Origin of the sequence: Streptomyces sp. NPDC048479 (genome assembly GCF_040651435.1) — a bacterium.
Classification (GTDB): domain Bacteria; phylum Actinomycetota; class Actinomycetes; order Streptomycetales; family Streptomycetaceae; genus Streptomyces.
On record NZ_JBEZKA010000004.1, the window covers coordinates 339,791 to 357,086 of the forward strand.

Annotated in this window: 14 protein-coding genes and 1 pseudogene; 9 read left to right on the forward strand and 6 right to left on the reverse strand. The window is 70.5% G+C overall.

The features are described 5' to 3' along the window. Positions 1–291: 291 nt before the first annotated feature. Positions 292–1,560, forward strand: a complete 1,269-nt coding sequence (gene glyA / locus AB0D12_RS09150; RefSeq protein WP_362678568.1) for a serine hydroxymethyltransferase — start codon at positions 292–294, stop codon at positions 1,558–1,560. A 291-nt stretch (positions 1,561–1,851) separates the two neighbouring features. On the opposite strand, the pseudogene AB0D12_RS09155 reads toward glyA, so the two are convergent. Continuing rightward, positions 1,852–2,505, reverse strand: a pseudogene (locus AB0D12_RS09155) (RNA polymerase sigma factor); the annotation flags it as partial. Here AB0D12_RS09155 and trpS point away from each other — a divergent pair. Both trpS and AB0D12_RS09165 read left to right on the forward strand, forming a co-directional pair. Next, positions 2,504–3,517: a tryptophan--tRNA ligase gene (gene trpS, locus AB0D12_RS09160; protein WP_362678571.1), complete on the forward strand. Its 1,014-nt coding sequence runs from the start codon at positions 2,504–2,506 to the stop codon at positions 3,515–3,517. The pseudogene AB0D12_RS09155 and the gene trpS overlap by 2 nt on opposite strands. A 130-nt stretch (positions 3,518–3,647) precedes the next feature. Continuing rightward, entirely contained in the window at positions 3,648–4,229 is a 582-nt protein-coding gene (locus AB0D12_RS09165) for a 2'-5' RNA ligase family protein (RefSeq protein WP_362678574.1), read from the forward strand. A 57-nt stretch (positions 4,230–4,286) separates the two neighbouring features. Here the strand turns inward: AB0D12_RS09165 and AB0D12_RS09170 are convergent, their stop codons facing one another. Then, entirely contained in the window at positions 4,287–5,042 is a 756-nt protein-coding gene (locus AB0D12_RS09170) for a decaprenylphospho-beta-D-erythro-pentofuranosid-2-ulose 2-reductase (RefSeq protein WP_362678577.1), read from the reverse strand. Positions 5,043–5,150: 108 nt separating this feature from the next. After that, on the reverse strand, positions 5,151–6,503 hold the full coding sequence (locus AB0D12_RS09175; RefSeq protein ID WP_362678580.1) for an FAD-binding oxidoreductase: 1,353 nt from the start codon (positions 6,501–6,503) through the stop codon (positions 5,151–5,153). A 158-nt stretch (positions 6,504–6,661) separates the two neighbouring features. Here AB0D12_RS09175 and AB0D12_RS09180 point away from each other — a divergent pair, with 158 nt between their 5' ends. From AB0D12_RS09180 to AB0D12_RS09190, 3 genes are all read left to right on the forward strand, one after another. Next, on the forward strand, positions 6,662–7,276 hold the full coding sequence (locus AB0D12_RS09180; RefSeq protein WP_362678583.1) for a phosphatase PAP2 family protein: 615 nt from the start codon (positions 6,662–6,664) through the stop codon (positions 7,274–7,276). Continuing rightward, positions 7,269–8,210: a decaprenyl-phosphate phosphoribosyltransferase gene (locus AB0D12_RS09185; protein WP_362678586.1), complete on the forward strand. Its 942-nt coding sequence runs from the start codon at positions 7,269–7,271 to the stop codon at positions 8,208–8,210. Before AB0D12_RS09180 ends, AB0D12_RS09185 begins: the two co-directional genes overlap by 8 nt. A 168-nt stretch (positions 8,211–8,378) precedes the next feature. Then, positions 8,379–9,326 (forward strand): YihY/virulence factor BrkB family protein, encoded by a 948-nt coding sequence (locus AB0D12_RS09190; protein WP_362678588.1) that lies wholly within the window; start codon positions 8,379–8,381, stop codon positions 9,324–9,326. Here the strand turns inward: AB0D12_RS09190 and AB0D12_RS09195 are convergent. Further along, positions 9,295–10,503 (reverse strand): D-alanyl-D-alanine carboxypeptidase, encoded by a 1,209-nt coding sequence (locus AB0D12_RS09195; protein WP_362678591.1) that lies wholly within the window; start codon positions 10,501–10,503, stop codon positions 9,295–9,297. The genes AB0D12_RS09190 and AB0D12_RS09195 overlap by 32 nt on opposite strands. Before the next feature lie 121 nt (positions 10,504–10,624). Between AB0D12_RS09195 and AB0D12_RS09200 the strand changes: the two genes are divergently transcribed. Both AB0D12_RS09200 and AB0D12_RS09205 read left to right on the forward strand, forming a co-directional pair. Continuing rightward, entirely contained in the window at positions 10,625–10,885 is a 261-nt protein-coding gene (locus AB0D12_RS09200; RefSeq protein ID WP_327325600.1) for an SCO4848 family membrane protein, read from the forward strand. A gap of 12 nt (positions 10,886–10,897) precedes the next feature. Continuing rightward, positions 10,898–12,331 carry a metallophosphoesterase gene (locus AB0D12_RS09205; RefSeq protein WP_362678594.1) on the forward strand — a complete coding sequence of 478 codons (1,434 nt, stop codon included), beginning with the start codon at positions 10,898–10,900 and terminating at the stop codon, positions 12,329–12,331. Between the two features lie 88 nt (positions 12,332–12,419). On the opposite strand, the gene AB0D12_RS09210 is transcribed toward AB0D12_RS09205, so the two are convergent. Together AB0D12_RS09210 and AB0D12_RS09215 are read right to left on the reverse strand one after the other, a co-directional pair. Beyond that, on the reverse strand, positions 12,420–13,979 hold the full coding sequence (locus AB0D12_RS09210; RefSeq protein ID WP_362678597.1) for a HAMP domain-containing sensor histidine kinase: 1,560 nt from the start codon (positions 13,977–13,979) through the stop codon (positions 12,420–12,422). After that, on the reverse strand, positions 13,976–14,662 hold the full coding sequence (locus AB0D12_RS09215; protein WP_362678600.1) for a response regulator transcription factor: 687 nt from the start codon (positions 14,660–14,662) through the stop codon (positions 13,976–13,978). Before AB0D12_RS09215 ends, AB0D12_RS09210 begins: the two co-directional genes overlap by 4 nt. 159 nt (positions 14,663–14,821) lie before the next feature. Here AB0D12_RS09215 and AB0D12_RS09220 point away from each other — a divergent pair, with 159 nt between their 5' ends. Continuing rightward, on the forward strand, positions 14,822–17,266 hold the full coding sequence (locus AB0D12_RS09220; protein ID WP_362678818.1) for an MMPL family transporter: 2,445 nt from the start codon (positions 14,822–14,824) through the stop codon (positions 17,264–17,266). The last annotated feature ends 30 nt before the right edge of the window (positions 17,267–17,296 follow it).

Consider the following 17,296-nt stretch of genomic DNA (forward strand, 5'->3'; position numbering starts at 1 on the left):
CGTCCGGTGTGGGGCGGGGTGGTGCCCCTGTTTCTATCGTCGCTCGCATGGTGGACTAAGAAACCTTGCTGTGGGGCGTGGCCGCTAGGCTGGGTATTACGCACGGCGACTGGCGTACGGGGAAGTGACCTCGAGGGAACCGCGCGCGGAAGATCACACGAGGTGCCGCCCGCCTGGGTACTCCGGGACACATCCCATCCGGGTGCTGCCCGCCCCTCGCCTCAGGCCGAGGGGATCCACGAGCCGCACCCCGGGACCACGACCGAGCAACGGATCGCCCCGGAGGACACCATGACGCTTCCCCTGCCGCACCCCGCACTCTCCGCCACCGACCCGGAACTGGCGGGCCTCGTCGCCGCCGAGGAACAGCTCCAGGCAGAGACGCTCCGGCTGATCCCCAGCGAGAACTATGTCTCCCGGGCCGTACTGGAAGCCTCCGGCACGGTCCTGCAGAACAAATACAGCGAGGGCTACCCCGGCCGCCGCTACTACGAGGGCCAGCAGAACATCGACCAGGTCGAGCGTCTCGCCATCGCCCGCGCCAAGGCCCTCTTCGGCGTTGAGCACGCCAATGTCCAGCCCTACTCCGGCTCTCCTGCCAACCTCGCCGTCTATCTCGCCTTCGCCGAGCCCGGCGACACCGTGATGGGCATGGCCCTGCCGATGGGCGGCCATCTCACCCACGGCTGGGGCGTCTCCGCCACCGGCACATGGTTCCGCGGCGTCCAGTACGGCGTACGCCATGACACGGGCCTCATCGACTTCGACGAGGTGCGCGAACTCGCCCTCAAGGAGCGCCCGAAGCTCATCTTCTGCGGTGGCACCGCGCTGCCCCGCACCATCGACTTCGCCGCCTTCGCGGAGATCGCCCGCGAGTCCGGCGCCGTCCTGGTCGCCGATGTCGCGCATATCGCGGGCCTGATCGCGGGCGGCGCCCATCCCTCCCCCGTGCCGCACGCCGACGTGATCTCCACAACCACCCACAAGACCCTGCGCGGGCCCCGCGGCGCGATGCTGATGTCCCGCGAGGAGCACGCCAAGGCGATCGACAAGGCGGTCTTCCCCGGACTCCAGGGCGGCCCGCACAACCAGACCACCGCGGCCATCGCGGTCGCCCTGCACGAGGCGGCCCAGCCCTCCTTCCGTACCTATGCGCAGTCGGTCGTCGCCAACGCCAAAGCGCTTGCCGAGGAGCTGCTCGCCCGCGGCTTCGACCTGGTCTCCGGCGGCACCGACAACCACCTGATCCTGATGGACCTCACCCCCAAGGACGTGCCCGGCAAGGTGGCGGCAAAGGCCCTCGATCGGGCCGGGATCGTCGTCAACTACAACACCGTCCCGTACGACCCGAGGAAGCCCTTCGACCCCTCCGGCGTACGCATCGGCACCCCCTCCCTCACCTCCCGCGGCCTCGGTACGCAGCACATGGCCGCCGTCGCCGACTGGATCGACCGTGGGGTCACCGCGGCCGGCACGGGCGACGAGGACGCGCTGGGCGACATCCGGTCCGAGGTCGCCGAGCTGATGGCCGCGTTCCCGGCGCCCGGACTTTCCGCCTAGCGCGGTCACCCGGTGACCTGTCACCGGTGACCGCGATGGTCGGCCAGGTCCGGCCGGGAGTCGGTTCGTCCTCAATCGCCGGACAGGCTCGAAAGCAATCCTGTCCGGGTGCTCGACGCCCGGACAGGGCGCCTAGCTGTCGAGCAGCTCCTGACGGGGGCCGGTCTCCGGCGTGCCGCCGCCCCGCCCGAACGGCGGGCGCGGCAGCCGTGAGGCCACCGGCCTCAGCACCGGTGCCGGCACCGCCCCGGCCGCGAGCCCCGAGATTCCCTTCGCCGGCAGAAGCCCCGGAAGGAGCCGCTCCAGCTTGCGCAGCGCGCGGTTCAGCCTCGACTTCACCGTGCCGCGCGGCCGGCCCAGCGCCTCGGCAGTCTCCGCCTCATCCATCTCCAGCAGATAGCGGTAGGTGACGACCTGCCGCTGCTGCTCACTCAGCCCGTCCAGCGCCGCCCGCAGCAGCGCGCTCCGCTCCTGCGCCACGGCTGCCACCGCGGGGTCCGCGGATTCCGGTATCAGCGGCTCTGAGCCGAGCAGCAGCGCCTCCCGCCCGGCGAGCGCCCGCAGCCGCACGGCGGAGCGCACTGTGTTCCTCGTCTCATTGACCACGATCCGCAGCGGCCACGGACGGAAGGCCGCGCCGTCCCGGAACCGCCCCAGCGACTGGTACGCCTTGAGGAAGGCGCTCTGCACCACATCCTGCGCGTCCGCACCCGCCCCGAAGACCACAGCCGCCCTCACCGCGACACTCGTAAGGGCGCGCACCAGCTCCGCGTACGCCTCCGGCTCTCCGGCGCGCACCCGTGAGGTCACCGCGGCCTCGTCAACGACGATGCCGCCCCCCTCTTCGACGGCGCGGCTCCCCTCCAGCGTCCCCTCGCGCTTGCTCACACCTTTGATACACCGGCGGCCGGGGATCGGTTCCACACCTGAGAGAATGATGAGCATGGCCTCTGATCGACCCCGCGCGCTCTCCGGTATCCAGCCCACCGCAGGCTCGTTCCACCTCGGGAACTACCTCGGTGCGATCCGCCAGTACGTGGCGCTGCAAGAGACCCACGACGCGTTCTACATGGTCGTGGACCTGCACGCGATCACCATGCCGCAGGACCCCGCCGAGCTGCGTGCCAATACCCGGCTCGCCGCCGCCCAGCTGCTCGCCGCCGGTCTCGACCCCGAGCGCTGCACCCTCTTCATCCAGAGCCATGTCCCCGAGCACGCCCAGCTCGGCTGGATCATGAACTGCCTCACCGGCTTCGGCGAGGCCTCCCGGATGACACAGTTCAAGGACAAGTCCGCCAAGCAGGGCGCCGACCGCGCCACCGTCGGCCTCTTCACGTATCCGATCCTGCAGGTCGCGGACATCCTGCTCTATCAGGCCAACGCCGTCCCGGTCGGCGAGGACCAGCGCCAGCACATCGAGCTCACCCGTGACCTCGCCGAGCGTTTCAACACCCGCTTCGGCGACACCTTCACCGTCCCGGCGCCGCACATCGTCAAGGAGGTCGCGAAGATCTACGACCTCCAGGACCCGTCGATCAAGATGAGCAAGTCGGCCTCCACGCCCAAGGGCCTGATCAACCTGCTCGACGAGCCCAAGGTGACCGCCAAGAAGGTCAAGAGCGCGGTCACCGACACCGACACCGTCATCCGGTTCGACCCCGTGAACAAGCCGGGCGTCTCCAACCTCCTCACCATCCACTCCACCCTCACCGGCACGACCGTCGCCGAGCTCGAGGCGGAGTACGAGGGCAAGATGTACGGTGCGCTCAAGACCGATCTTGCCGAGATCATGGTGGACTTCGTCACACCGTTCCGGAGCCGTACGCAGGAATATCTGGACGACCCCGAGACGCTTGACTCCATCCTGGCCAAGGGTGCGGAGAAGGCCCGCGCGGTCGCCGCCGAGACCCTGGCCGCCGCATACGACAAGGTGGGCTTCCTTCCCGCCAAACATTGAGCGGACACTGATTCCGTACTGAGTCATCACTGAATCAGCACTGTGTCCAAGGACTCTGGCCACACCTACGGTGCAGCCGCCACACTGGCGGCTGCACAACACCTAGCTACCGACGACTGAGGAGAACGACGTGGGGACCGTAACGCTCGGCGTTTCGATCGCGGTCCCGGAGCCTTACGGCAGCCTGCTCCAGGAGCGGCGCGCGGGCTTCGGGGATCCCGCCGCGCACGCCATTCCCACGCACGTCACGCTCCTCCCGCCCACCGAGGTCGAGGCCGACGCCCTGCCCGCGATCGAAGCGCATCTCGCCGAGGTCGCACGCTCCGGCCGGCCGTTCCCGATGCGGCTCTCCGGCACCGGGACGTTCCGTCCGCTCTCGCCCGTCGTCTTCGTCCAGGTCGCCGAGGGCGCGGCGGCCTGCACCTGGCTGCAGAAGCGGGTGCGGGACGCGTCCGGGCCGCTCGTGCGCGAGCTGCAGTTCTCGTACCACCCGCATGTGACCGTGGCGCACGGCATCACCGATGAGGCGATGGACCGGGCCTACGAAGAGCTCTCGGACTACGAGGCGGCGTGGACCTGCGCCTCCTTCGCCCTGTACGAGCAGGGCGCGGACGGCGTGTGGCGCAAGCTCAACTCGTACGCCTTCGGTGGCGGGGTCGCGGCCGTTCCGGCCCAGGGTGCCCCGATCGACGAGCCCGCCACCACCATCTGACCCGAGCATCCGGCCCACCGTGGCCCGTGCCCCGTTGCCCTGTGGCCCGCGAGGCCGTCAGACCGGCAGCCGGCGGAAGACCGGCCTCGGTACATGCCGCAGCGCCGACATCACCATACGCAGCGCCCCCGGCACCCACACCATCTCCGACCTGCGCCGCAGCCCCTGTTCGATGGCCGCGGCGACTGCGTCCGGCGTGGTGGCCAGCGGTGCCTCGGCCAGCCCCGCCGTCATCTTCGTGCGTACGAATCCGGGGCGTACGACCATCACATGCACCCCCGTCCCGTGCAGCGCGTCACCCAGACCCTGTGCGAACGCGTCCAGGCCGGCCTTGCTGGAGCCGTAGATGAAGTTGGCGCGGCGGGCCCGCTCGCCGGCGACCGACGACAGCACCACGATCGAGCCGTGCCCCTGGGCCTGCAGCGCGCCCGCGCACACCAGGGAGGCCGAGACCGCCCCCGTGAAATTGGTCTGCGCGACCCGGACCGCCGCCAGGGGCTCGGCCTCGTCGTTCGCCTGGTCGCCGAGGACGCCGAAGGCGAGCAGCACCATGTCGATGTCGCCCTCCGCGAAGACCTTGCCCAGTGCCGGCTCGTGCGCGGCGGGGTCGAGGGCGTCGAAGGCGACGGTGTGCACGTCCGCGCCGAGCGTGCTCAGCTCGGCCGCGGCGGTCTCCAGGGCGGGCGAGGGGCGGCCTGCCAGCCAGACCGTACGGGTGCGGCGGGCGATGAGCCTGCGGGCGGTGGCCAGGCCGATCTCCGACGTACCGCCGAGGACGAGCAGGGACTGCGGGGTGCCGAAGGCGTCCTTCATGACAGGGGCTCCTCAAAGTCGGAGGGAGAGGGCAGGGAGCAGGGGGACGAGCAGGTGGGTGCGGGGCCGTGGACGCCGGACGGGCAGGAAAGCTGCCGCAGCCGGGGGTCACAGGGCCAGGCGCCTCGACAGGTCCGAGACGAAGACGCCGCTCGGGTCCGCCTCGGCCCGCAGTGCGCGGAATTCGGGCAGTCGCGGGTACATCTCGGCGAGCAGTTCCGGGCGCAGCCGGGAGTCCTTCGCGAGATAGACCCGGCCGCCCGCCGACGCGACCTCCTCGTCCAGCTCGTCCAGGAACGCGCCGAGGCCCGGCAGCCCGGCCGGGATGTCCAGAGCGAGCGTCCAGCCGGGCATCGGGAAGGACAGCCACCCCGGGTCGCTTTCGCCGAACCGCTTCAGCACCGCCAGGAACGAGGGGCAGCCACGCCGAGAGATGCGCCGCACGATCCGGCGCAGCGCCTCCTCCTGCCCGTGGCCGACCACGAACTGGTACTGGACGAAGCCGCCGCGCCCGTAGATCCGGTTCCAGTGCGGGACGCCGTCCAGGGGATGGAAGAAGGTCGAGATCTTCTGCAGCTCGCCGGTCCGCTGCCGCGGCGCCTTGCGGTACCAGAGCGCGTTGAAGAGCCCGACGGTGGTTCGTCCCAGCAGGCCGCCCGGTACGAAGCCGGGGGCGGCCGGCAGCTGTCCCGGGCGATATGTGAGGGGCGTGCGCCGGGCGCGCGGAGGAAGCGCGTCCAGCGGTGCGTGCTCCCCGTAGGTGAGGACCGAGCGCCCCAGCGCACGGCCGCGCGCGAGGAGGTCGATCCAGGCGACCGAGTACCGGTGGCGATGATCGGTGGCGGTGAGCCTGGCCATCAGATCGTCGAGGTCCGTGGTCCGTTCGGTGTTGACGGACATCAGCGAGGTCTCCACCGGATGGAGCTGGACGGTCGCCGAGAGGATCACCCCGGTCAGGCCCATGCCGCCCGCTGTCGCGTTGAAGAGGTCGGTGCCGGGGACGACGTCTTGGATCTCGCCGTCGGCGGTGAGCAGTTCCAGCGACCGCACATGGCGGGAGAAGGATCCTGAGACATGGTGGTTCTTGCCATGGATGTCGGCGCCGATCGCGCCGCCCACCGTGACATAGCGGGTCCCCGGCGTCACCGGCACGAACCAGCCGAGCGGCAGGAGCACCTCCATCAGCCGGTGCAGGCTCACGCCCGCGTCGCACACGACGAGGCCCGCCTCCGTGTCGACGGTACGGATCCTGTCCAGCGCGGTCATGTCGAGTACGGATCCGCCCGCGTTCTGCGCCGCGTCGCCGTACGCCCGACCGAGCCCGCGGGCGATGCCGCCGCGCGCCCCGCACATCCGTACCGCTGCCGCGGCCTCCGCGGGCGTACGGGGCCGCAGCAGACGGGAGGTCGTCGGGGCGGTCCGGCCCCAACCGGTGACGGACACGAACTCGGCACTGAGCATGCCCTTGACCGTATAGCCGCTTATTACCTATTTGCTCTGTATGTCACTGGACTCGCCGAAATGGGTGATTAAACGAGTGTCATACAAGATGGGCGTGAAAGTGGGCCGTTCGCCGAGAAGAGTCGCCCCTGGCTCATGAGAAGGGGTGGCGAAGGCATATGGGATACGTCGACTGTGCTGCCGTCGACCGGCTGCTGCTGGCGGCGATGCGCGACTGCGGCAGCGAGCCGCGCGTGGCCGCGGTCGCCCGCGCGCTCTCCTTCACCGGCGAGCACGGCGCGCTCTGGCTCGTCGCCGGGCTCGCGGGCGCGGCGGCCGACCGGGAGCGGCGCGGGGTATGGCTGCGCGCCACGACCCTGGTGGGCTCGGCCCATCTGGCGAGCATGGGCCTCAAGCGCCTGGTACGCCGCCCCCGACCCGAACTCCCGGCTCGCGAGCCCCTCGTGCGCACCATGGGGCGTCTTTCCTTTCCCAGCTCGCACGCCACATCGGCTGCCGCGGCCGCCGTCGCCTTCGGTGCGGTGCGACCCGCCGGCCGTCGGCTGGCGCCGCCACTGGCTGCCGCGATGTGCGTGTCCCGCCTGGTCGTCGGGGTCCACTATCCGACGGACATCGCCGCGGGCGCCGTGCTCGGCGGACTCACCGCGAGACTGGGCGCGGCCTGGATGATGCGCCCCCTCGCGAGAGCGGCGGCACTCACCGCAGTGGCCGCAGGAGCGGCGGAACTCACCGCAGTGGCCACAGGAGCGGCGGGAGGAGGGCGCGATGACTGAGCGCGGCACTGCGCTGCTGGACCGGCAGGAGCGGCCCACGCCACCTCGGGCCGTAAGCCTGCCCGTCGGCCTGATGAGGACCGCCCGGCCGCGCCAGTGGGTCAAGAACGTGCTCGTCATGGCCGCGCCCGCCGCCGCCGGAGAGCTGGTCTCGCGGCACACCGCCGTCCAAATGGCCATCGTCTTCGCCGTCTTCACGGCGGCCGCGGCTGCCGTCTACCTGATCAACGACGCCCGGGACGCCGAGGCCGACCGCGCGCACCCCGTCAAATGCCGGCGGCCCGTCGCCGCCGGGGACGTCCCGGCGGCCCTTGCCTACACCGTCGGCGCACTCCTCGCCGGCGCCGCGATCGCCGGCGCCGTCACGCTGTGCAATGTCATGACCGGCGCGCTGATCACCGCGTATCTGTCGATGCAACTCGCGTACTGCGTCTGGCTCAAGCATGTCCTCGTCGTCGACCTGGCCGTCGTCACCACCGGGTTCCTGATGCGCGCGATGATCGGCGGGGTCGCGCTCGGCATCCCCCTGTCCCGGTGGTTCCTGATCACCACCGGCTTCGGCGCGCTCTTCATCGTGGCGGCCAAGCGGTACTCGGAAGCGGTGCAGATGGAGGGCGGCAAGGGCGTGACCCGGGCGCTGCTGAACGAGTACACGACCGGATATCTGCGCTTCGTCTGGCAGCTCGCGGCCGGTGTCGCCGTGCTCGCCTACTGCTTGTGGGCGATGGAGAGCGGCGGCGTGGCCGGTCGGGCGCTGCTGCCCTGGCGGCAGCTGTCGATGATCGCGTTCATCCTGGCAGTGCTGCGGTACGCGGTCTTCGCGGACCGGGGTACGGCCGGCGCGCCTGAGGACGTCGTGCTGCGCGATCCGGCGCTCGCCGTCATCGGGCTGGCGTGGGCGGCGATGTACGGACTGGCGGTCGCCGACCTGTGAGCGGCCATTCGTCCGGCTGCGCGGCCCCTTCGGCCGGGCCCCGCTCACCGCGAAGGCCCGCTCCTTCCTCGCGGGGACGCACCGTCGCGTCGGCATGGCCATCGCCACCTGCCTGCGATTCTGGGGAACCCGGACGCTGGCATTCGGTGTGGAGGGTACGCGTACGACATGGACTGGCTGACCAAGCTCCCCGTCATCGGCCCGCTCGTGGCCAGGCTGATGCGCACTCACGCCTGGCGTTCGTACGAGACGCTCGACCGGGTGCACTGGACGCGACTCGCCGCCGCGATCACCTTCATCAGCTTTCTCGCGCTCTTCCCGCTGATCACCGTCGCCGCGGCGATCGGCGCCGCGCTGCTCGGCAAGGAGCAGCTGGCCAAGATGGAGAACAAGCTCAGCGAGCAGGTGCCCGGTATCTCGGACCAGCTCGACCTCAACTCCCTGGTCACCAACGCGGGCACGGTCGGGCTTGTCGCGGGCGCGCTGCTGCTCTTCACCGGCATCGGCTGGATCGGCTCGCTGCGGGAATGTCTGCGGGCCGTCTGGGAGCTGGACGACGAGGAGGAGGGCAACCCCGTCCTGCGCAGGCTGAAGGACGCGGGTGTGCTGCTCGGGCTCGGCGCGACCGCGCTCGCCTCGCTCGCCGCCTCCGCGCTCGGCTCCACCGCCGTCGGCTGGAGCGCCGACCGGCTCGGCATCGACGAGGGCGGAGCCAGCGGCGTACTGCTGCAGATCGCGGCACTCGTGGTCGGCGTCGTCGCCGACTTCCTGATTCTGCTGTACATGCTGACGCTGCTGCCGGGAGTGGAGCCGCCGCGCCGCCGTCTGGTCGTGGCGGCACTGATCGGCGCGGTCGGCTTCGAACTCCTCAAGCTGCTGCTCGGCAGCTATATGAAGGGCGTCGCGTCGAAGAGCATGTACGGGGCCTTCGGCGTTCCGGTCGCCCTGCTGCTGTGGATCAACTTCACAGCGAAGCTGATGCTGTTCTGCGCCGCCTGGACAGCGACGCCGAGTGAGCAGAGCGGGCCGAGTGAGCAGGGCGGGCCGAGTGAGCCGAGCGGTACGACCGATGCCGTCGGCGGGACTAGCGGCGGCGCAGCGGCCAGCGGCGGTTGATCAGGAACACTCCGGCCGCCACCACCACCAGCACGCCGCCCGTGATGGCGATCGCAGTGCCGATGCCGCCGGCGCCCTTCCCGGCGGCGTGCGACTTCGCGGGAGCGCCGTTGTTGGCCGTATTCGCGTCGTTGGCGGACGGGGTGACCGCGGACTTCGGCGGGACCAGCTCACCGACCGGCTTGACCTTCCCGGCCGCGGCGAAGCCCCAGTCGAGCAGCCGGCCCGCTTCCTGGTAAACGGCCTGGCTCTCCTCCGAGTCCGGGTTCATGACGGTGACGAGCAGCACCCTGCCGTTGCGCTCGGCGACACCGGTGAAGGTCGCGCCCGCATGCGAGGTGTTGCCGTTCTTGACGCCCGCGATGCCCTTGTACGGAGAGATGCCGTAGTCGCCGGTGAGCAGGCGGTTGGTGTTCTGGATCTCGAACGTCTCGCGCTTCTTGCCCTCGACCTGCGCGCCGGGGAATTCGGCGTGCGCGGTGGAGCAGTACTCGCGGAAGTCCTTCTTCTGCATGCCGCTACGGGCGATGAGTGTGAGGTCGTACGCGGAGGAGACCTGGCCGTCGAAGTCGTAGCCGTCGGGCGATACGACATGGGTGTCGAGTGCCTGCAGTTCCTCGGCGTGCTCCTGCATGTCCATGACGGTCTTGGGCACGCCGCCGTTCATCGACGAGAGCACATGCACAGCGTCGTTGCCGGAGCGGAGGAAGACACCGAGCCACAGATCGTGGACGGAGTAGGTGAGGTTCTCCTTGACCCCGACCAGGCTGCTGCCCTCGCCGACGTCCGCGAGCTCGGCGTTGGTCACCGTGTGGATCTCGGTCCTCGGCAGCCGGGGCAGCACGGTGTCCGCGAACAGCATCTTGAGAGTGGACGCCGGGGGCAGCCGCCAGTGGGCGTTGTGCGCGGCCAGCACGTCGCCGCTCTCCGCGTCCGCGACGATCCAGGACCGGCCGCTCACATCCTTGGGCAGGACGGGCGCGCCGGGGCCGAGGCTGACCTGGGTGCCGGGCTTGCCGAGTTGGGTGCCCCCGACGGAGGACATGGAGGCCGGGGGGTTCGGCTGTTTCTTGTCTGTCGTGCGGTGCTCGGTGTCCGCGGACGCGGGCGTGATGGTGAGAACGGGGAGCAACGCGGCAGCGGTGACCGTCAGCGCGGTCTTTTTCAGAGCAGACACGGTCGAGAACGTACATGGCGTTGAGGAAAATATGTTCATCATGCCGATGACCCGCCGAGAGTGACGCCGGGACAGCCCACCCCGAGGAACCCGGTCGGAGGACGGCCGCGATACTGAGTCCATGAAGCTCAGCCGCCCGGTCTCCTGGTTCCTGCTCGCATTCGGGGTGTGGAGCTGGTTCATCTGGATCACTTTCGTCAAGAACCTTTGGAAGGACGGCAGCGGACTCGCCTTCGACGACGCGGGTGACCCGACCACGTACTTCTGGGTGCATCTGCTGCTCGCCATTACGTCCTTTCTCCTGGGGACGGTCGTCGGCGTGATCGGGTTGCGTGGCGTACGCGCATTGCGTCGTGAGGGCGCGCAGAAGGAAAAGGAATAGGGGAGCGCTTCCGTGCTGGTGGTCGTCCTGCTTGTGGTGGTCGTGATCCTGGCCGTGCTCGCCGGGGTGCACTGGTACGTATGGCGGCGGCTGGTCCGTGACACGACGGCGCGGGGCGGCGCGGCGCGCCGGGCGGGCACGGTGGCGGCGTGGGTGCTGCCGCTGCTCTCTGTGGGAGCGCTGGTGTCGGGGCGGGCGGGGGCGCCGTTCTGGCTGCAGCGGGTGGTGGCGTGGCCGGGGTATTTGTGGCTGGCAGTGCTGCTGTATCTGGCGCTGGCGCTGGTGGTGGGGGAGGGGGTACGGGTTCTGCTGCGGCGGGCGCTGGAGCGCCGGGCGGCGGCTGCGATGACCGGGCGGAAGCCCCTCACCCCGCCCCTTCCCGAAACTGCGGAGCAGGCCCCCCGGACCCCCGGGCCGACTCCGGCCGCGGCCGGAGCGACCGCGCAGGTGGAGCCCGGGCATGCTGCCGTCGTGACAACGCCGGCGGCGGACGCGGGCACGAACGGCACCCTCGTGGTCCCCATGCCCGAGGTGGTCCCCGTGCCCGAGGTGGTCCCCGTGCCCGAGGTGGTCCCCGTGCCCGAGGTGGTCCCCGCGGACCCGCCCGCCGGGCAAAGTGCCCCCTCGCGGCGGATGTTTGTTTCGCGGGTTGTCGGCGGAGGCGCCGCCGCTGTTGCTCTTGGGACCGTTGGGTACGGGACCTACGGCGTGCTGCGCGGGCCCCGGGTGAAGCGCGTCACCGTGCCGCTCGTCAGACTTCCGCGCGCCGCCCACGGGTTCCGGATCGCCGTCGTCAGCGATATCCACCTCGGCCCGATTCTCGGCCGCGCCCACACCCGGCGGATCGTCGACACCATCAACGCCACCTCGCCCGACCTCGTCGCCGTCGTCGGTGATCTCGTCGACGGCACCGTCGCCGATCTCGGGCCCGCCGCCGAGCCGCTCGCGCAGTTGCGGTCACGCCACGGGTCGTTCTTCGTCACCGGCAACCACGAGTACTTCTCGGGCGCCGAGGAGTGGGTCGACCACGTCCGCGAGCTGGGGCTCAGGCCGCTGCGGAACGAGCGCGTGGAGATCGGCGGCTTCGACCTCGCCGGCGTCAACGACCTCGCCGGCGAGAGCGAGGGCGACGGCCCCGATTTCGCCAAGGCCCTCGGCGACCGGGACCCGGCGCGCGCCTCCGTGCTGCTCGCGCATCAGCCCGTCGTCATCCATGACGCCGTCGAACACGGCGTGGACCTGCAGCTGTCCGGACATACGCACGGCGGTCAACTCTGGCCGGGAAACTATCTTGCGGCCCTGGCCAATCCGACGGTCGCAGGGCTCGAACGCTACGGAGACACTCAGCTGTACGTGACCCGCGGCGCCGGTGCCTGGGGACCGCCCGTGCGGGTCGGAGCCGCCTCCGACATCACCGTCGTACAGCTTGCCTCCCGCCAGGCATAGCCCAGATTCAGCGGACGGCACCGACATCCGGCGGCGGGGCGGCCGGGCCTTCCGGCGTTCCTGCGCGGTTTTTTCCACGCCGCGGTTTCTACGGCGCGACCGTCCGCGCGGCGGCCGGCAGTGCCACCGTCACCGCCAGGCCCTCACCCGGCGCGGTCTGCACCGTCACCGCGCCGCCGTGCGAGGCGACCACCGCCTGCACGATCGCCATGCCGAGACCGCTGCCCGCGGGCTGACCACCGTCCGCGTCCGAACTCCCGCCGCCCGCGCGGAAGAAGCGGTCGAAGATGCGGTCGGCGTCCTCGCGGTCCATGCCGGGCCCCTCGTCCGCGACCCGCAGCCGCACCCGGCCGCAGCCGCGCCCGTCGCCGTCCTCGCGCTCCAGCTCCACCCGCACCGGGGCGTCGGCCGGGGTGTGGGCGCGGATATTGGCCAGGAGGTTGCCGATGACCTGCCGCAGGCCCGACTCGTCGCCCTGGACGACCATCGCTCCATCGGCCTGTACGGCGACCGGGCGCCGCGGCTGCTGCGCCCGCAGATCGTCCGCAGCGTCCCGTACCAGACGGCTCAAGTCGACTGCACACAACTGTAGTTGGGGCTGCTGGTCGAGGCGGGCCAGAGTGAGCAGTTCCTCGACGAGCCGTCCCATCCGGTCGGCCTCGGCGTTCATCCGGGCCAGCGCCCGGGTCCGGTCCGCCGTCTCGCGCAGCATCCCCTTGTCGTACAGCTGGAGATAGCCGCGGATCGCGGACAGCGGCGTACGCAGCTCGTGCGAGGCGTCCGCGACGAACCGCCGCAGCTGGGCCGCGCTGTGCTCGCGCGTCTCGAAGGCCGACTCGACCTGGTGAAGCATGGAGTTGAGAGCGACCCGCAGCTGCTCGATCTCGGTGACGGGGTCGCGTCCGGCCGGTACCCGCCGGGTCAGGTCGCCCTCGGCGATGGCGGACGCCGTCTCCACCATGTCCTCCAGCGGCCGCAGCCGGTGCTTGGCGCCGAGCATGGTGAGCAGCGCGAGCAGCCCCAGCAGGAGGGTGCCGAAGGCGACATCGAGCCTGAGGGCCTTCTTCATCGAGGAGTGCACCGCCCCGGTGTGGGTCGCCATCAGGACGACCGTGCCGTCGCCGAGGCGTGTGCCGACCGCTCGGTACGCCTCCGAGTCGAGGCTCACGTCGACCGGCACCGGGGAGTCGGCGAGCGCGGCGGGATCATCGACGGCGTCGGCGAGTTTGTGCTGCCGTTCGATGGGCGCGATGCCCGCGAAGCCGATCGGCTCGCCCTCGCGGTCGAGGGCGACGAGGATCGTCTCCGGCCGAGGCAGGCTGTCGGCGTCCGACGTGCCCGGCGCGAACTGGTCGCGCAGCGCTCCGATGGCGCTCAGCGATTCGATCTGCTTCTGGGTGAACCCCGTCCGCTTCAGCGCGTTGCGGCTCCCGACGAGCTCTGTGTCCACCCGGTCCAGCAGATAGTGCCGCATGCCCATGAGGCTGACCGCGGTGGCCGCGACGATGCCGAGGGCCAGCAGCGCCACATTCACCAGCGTGAGCTTGGCGCGCAGGGAGTGAATTCCGCGGTGCTGGTGCCGACGCCGTATGCGGCCCGAGACACACCTCCATCGAGTCCTCGAGCGAGTCGTCGTGCGAGCCCTCATGCGAGTCCGTATCCGACGCCCCGCCGGGTGGTGATCAACGGTGGCCCCAGCGGGTCCAGCTTGTGTCGCAGATAGCTGATGTACGTCTCGACCACGGTGGACTCGGCCTGGTGCTCGTACTGCCAGACATGGCGCAGCAGCTGCTCCTTGGGCACGATGCGCCCGCCGTTGCGTACGAGAAAGCGCAGCAGCGCGAACTCGGTGGGCGTGAGCTGCACCGAGTTGCCCGCGCGCCGGGCCGCGTAGGTCGTATCGTCCAGCTCCAGATCCCCGTACCGCAGCGGTGGTCGCACCGGCAGCACATCGACGGGCCTGGTCCGGCGCAGTACTGCCCTGATGCGGGCCACGACCTCGTCGACGTTGAACGGCTTGGTGATGTAGTCGTCACCGAAGCCCAGCGCGCCCACGATCTCGGCAGGAGCGTCACGCGCGGTCACGAAGACGACGGCCATCTCCGGGTGAGCGGCACGCAGTTCACGCCCCAGCACCCGTCCGTCGCCGTCCGGGAGCATCACATCGAGGAGCGCCACATCCGGGCGCGTCTGCCCGGCCAGCTGCTGGGCCTGCCGTACGCTTCCCGCCGTAATCACCTCAAAACGGTGATAGCGCAGTGCGATCGCGAGGACGTCGGCGATGCTCGGCTCGTCCTCGACCACCAGCACGGTCGCTCCCTCGTGGTTCATGTCCCCAGTATCGGTGTGTATGCCGTACGGGGAGCCGGTCACTGTCTTGGAGTTCCTTGAGAGTCATGGCCGCGCCACGCCACGGGCCGTGTCCGCGGCCGATTCTTGAGACCGGCCCGGGGGAGACGGATCGACGAAGGGGCAGGAATCGTGGCGGCATTGGCACGGTGGTGCTATCGGCACCGGCTGGTGGTCCTGGTGCTGTGGGTGGGGGCACTGTTCGGCCTGGGGGTGGCGGGAAGTGCGGCAGGCACCAACTACTCGAACAGCTTCAGCCTCCCGAACACCGACTCCACACACGCGTACGACCTGATGGCGAAGGCCTTCCCGGAGCGCTCCGGCGACACCGACACGGTGGTGTGGCGGGTCTCCGAGGGTTCCGTACGCGACGGGTCGGTACGGGAGCGGATCGAGCCCGCGCTCAAGGAGATCGCGGGCATGAAGGGCGTCGGCGAGGTCGCGAGTCCGTACGCCGGAGCGGCGGGCGCGGCACAGATCAGCAAGGACGGGCGGATCGCCTACGCCCAGGTGACCTTTGCCGAGCAGGCCAACGGCGTGCCGAAGGAGCTCGTCCAGGACGTCGTCGACACCGCGCAGGACGCTGAGCGTGGCGGTCTGCGGGTCGAGCTCGGCGGGCAGGCGATCACCCGCATCCAGGAACCGCCGACCGGTACGGCCGAGATGGTCGGTATGGCGGCCGCGGCGATCGTGCTCTTCCTGGCCTTCGGCTCGCTCTTCGCGATGGTGCTTCCGCTGGTCGTGGCCGTCTTCGGGGTGGGTTCCGGGATGCTGTCGACGACGCTGCTCAGCCATGCCACGGATGTGCCCGAAGTGGCGCCGCTGCTCGGCTCGTTGATCGGCCTCGGCGTCGGTATCGACTATGCGCTGTTCATCGTGACCCGGCACCGCAAGGGCATCATGGGGGGCGTGACGCCGGAGGAGGCGGCCATCACCGCGCTGAACACCTCCGGGCGTGCGGTGCTGTTCGCCGGCGGCACGGTGTGCATCGCACTCGCCGGCATGCTCGTGATGAACATGCGTTTCCTCAACGGTGTGGTCGTCGCGACCTCGCTCACCGTCGTACTGAGCGTGCTCGCCGCGATCACGCTGCTGCCCGCGCTCCTCGGCGTCCTCGGCATGCGGGTGCTGAGCAGGCGGCAGCGGCGCAGGCTTGCCGCCGAAGGGCCCGAGCCGACGGAGTCGAACGGCGCCGCCGCCCGCTGGTCCGCGCAGGTGCAGAAGCGGCCCAAGTCGGTCGCGCTGGTCGCGGTCGTGGTGATGGCGGCGCTCGCCATTCCCGTACTGTCGCTGCGTCTCGGCGCGTCCGACCAGGGCAACCACAGGAAGGACACCACTACCCGGCAGGCGTACGACCTGCTCGCCGAGGGGTTCGGACCCGGGTTCAACGGGCCGCTGCAACTGGTCGCGCGGGACGCCGAACCCGCCGCCGTCCAGGCGCTGGTGGGCGAGGTGCGCGGAACGGCCGGCGTCGCCCAGGTCGTCGCGCTGCCCTCGCCGCCGGACTCCGGTATCGCGGTGATCCAGGTCGTACCGACGACCTCCCCGCAGTCCGAGGAGACCGACCGGCTGATCGACCGGCTTCGTGACGAGGTGATCCCGCAGTCGGGCCAGGAGGTCCATGTCGGCGGAGTCACCGCGGTCTTCAAGGACTTCGCGGCGGTGACCGGTGACCGGCTGCCGTACTTCATCGGGACGATCATCGCGCTGGGCTTCGTGCTGCTGCTGATCGCGTTCCGGTCGCTGGTGGTCCCACTGACGGCGGCCCTGATGAACCTGATCGCGGCCGCGGCCTCGTTCGGCGTACTGGTCGCGATCTTCCAGTGGGGCTGGGGAGCCGAGGCGCTCGGCCTCGGCAAGGAGGGTCCGATCACCGCGTTCCTGCCGGTGATCATGCTGTCGCTGCTCTTCGGGCTCTCCATGGACTACCAGGTCTTCCTGGTCAGCCGGATGCACGAGGAGTGGGTGCATACGAAGGACAACGCGCGGGCGGTACGGGTCGGCCTCGCCGAGACCAGCCGGGTCATCAACTGCGCCGCCCTGATCATGATCTGCGTGTTCAGCGCGTTCGTGCTGAGCGGTGACATGGAGGGCGCGATGGCGGGCATCGGGCTTGCGGCGGCGGTGGCGCTGGACGCGTTCATCCTGCGTACGGCGCTGGTGCCGGCGGCGATGCATCTGCTGGGGAAGTCCAACTGGTGGCTGCCTGCGGGTCTGGAGAAGCGGCTGCCGCATCTGGCGGTGGAGCCGCGGGAGGCCGCGTACTCGGGCCCGGCTGCCCCGGCGGTCCCCGGACAGCGCCTTCAGCCGCCGACGGGCGCGTCCGTCGTGCACGGCTTCGTCCGTACCGAGCTGGGCGAGCCGGTCGGGGACGCGATCCTCACCCTTGTCTCGCCGGGCGGCAGCCAGGTCGACCGGGTGGAATCGCTGGCCGACGGCTCGTACATCCTGTCCGCGCCGGCCGGCGGCGCGTATCTGCTGGCGGCGACGGCGGGGATCCGAGACCCCTGGGTCAGGCACATCATGATCGGCGGCGATCCGCTGGTCCACGATGTGGTGCTGACCGACGTGGGAGTGAGCCGCTGACGACGTCGGCCCCTGTTCGACGGACGCCCC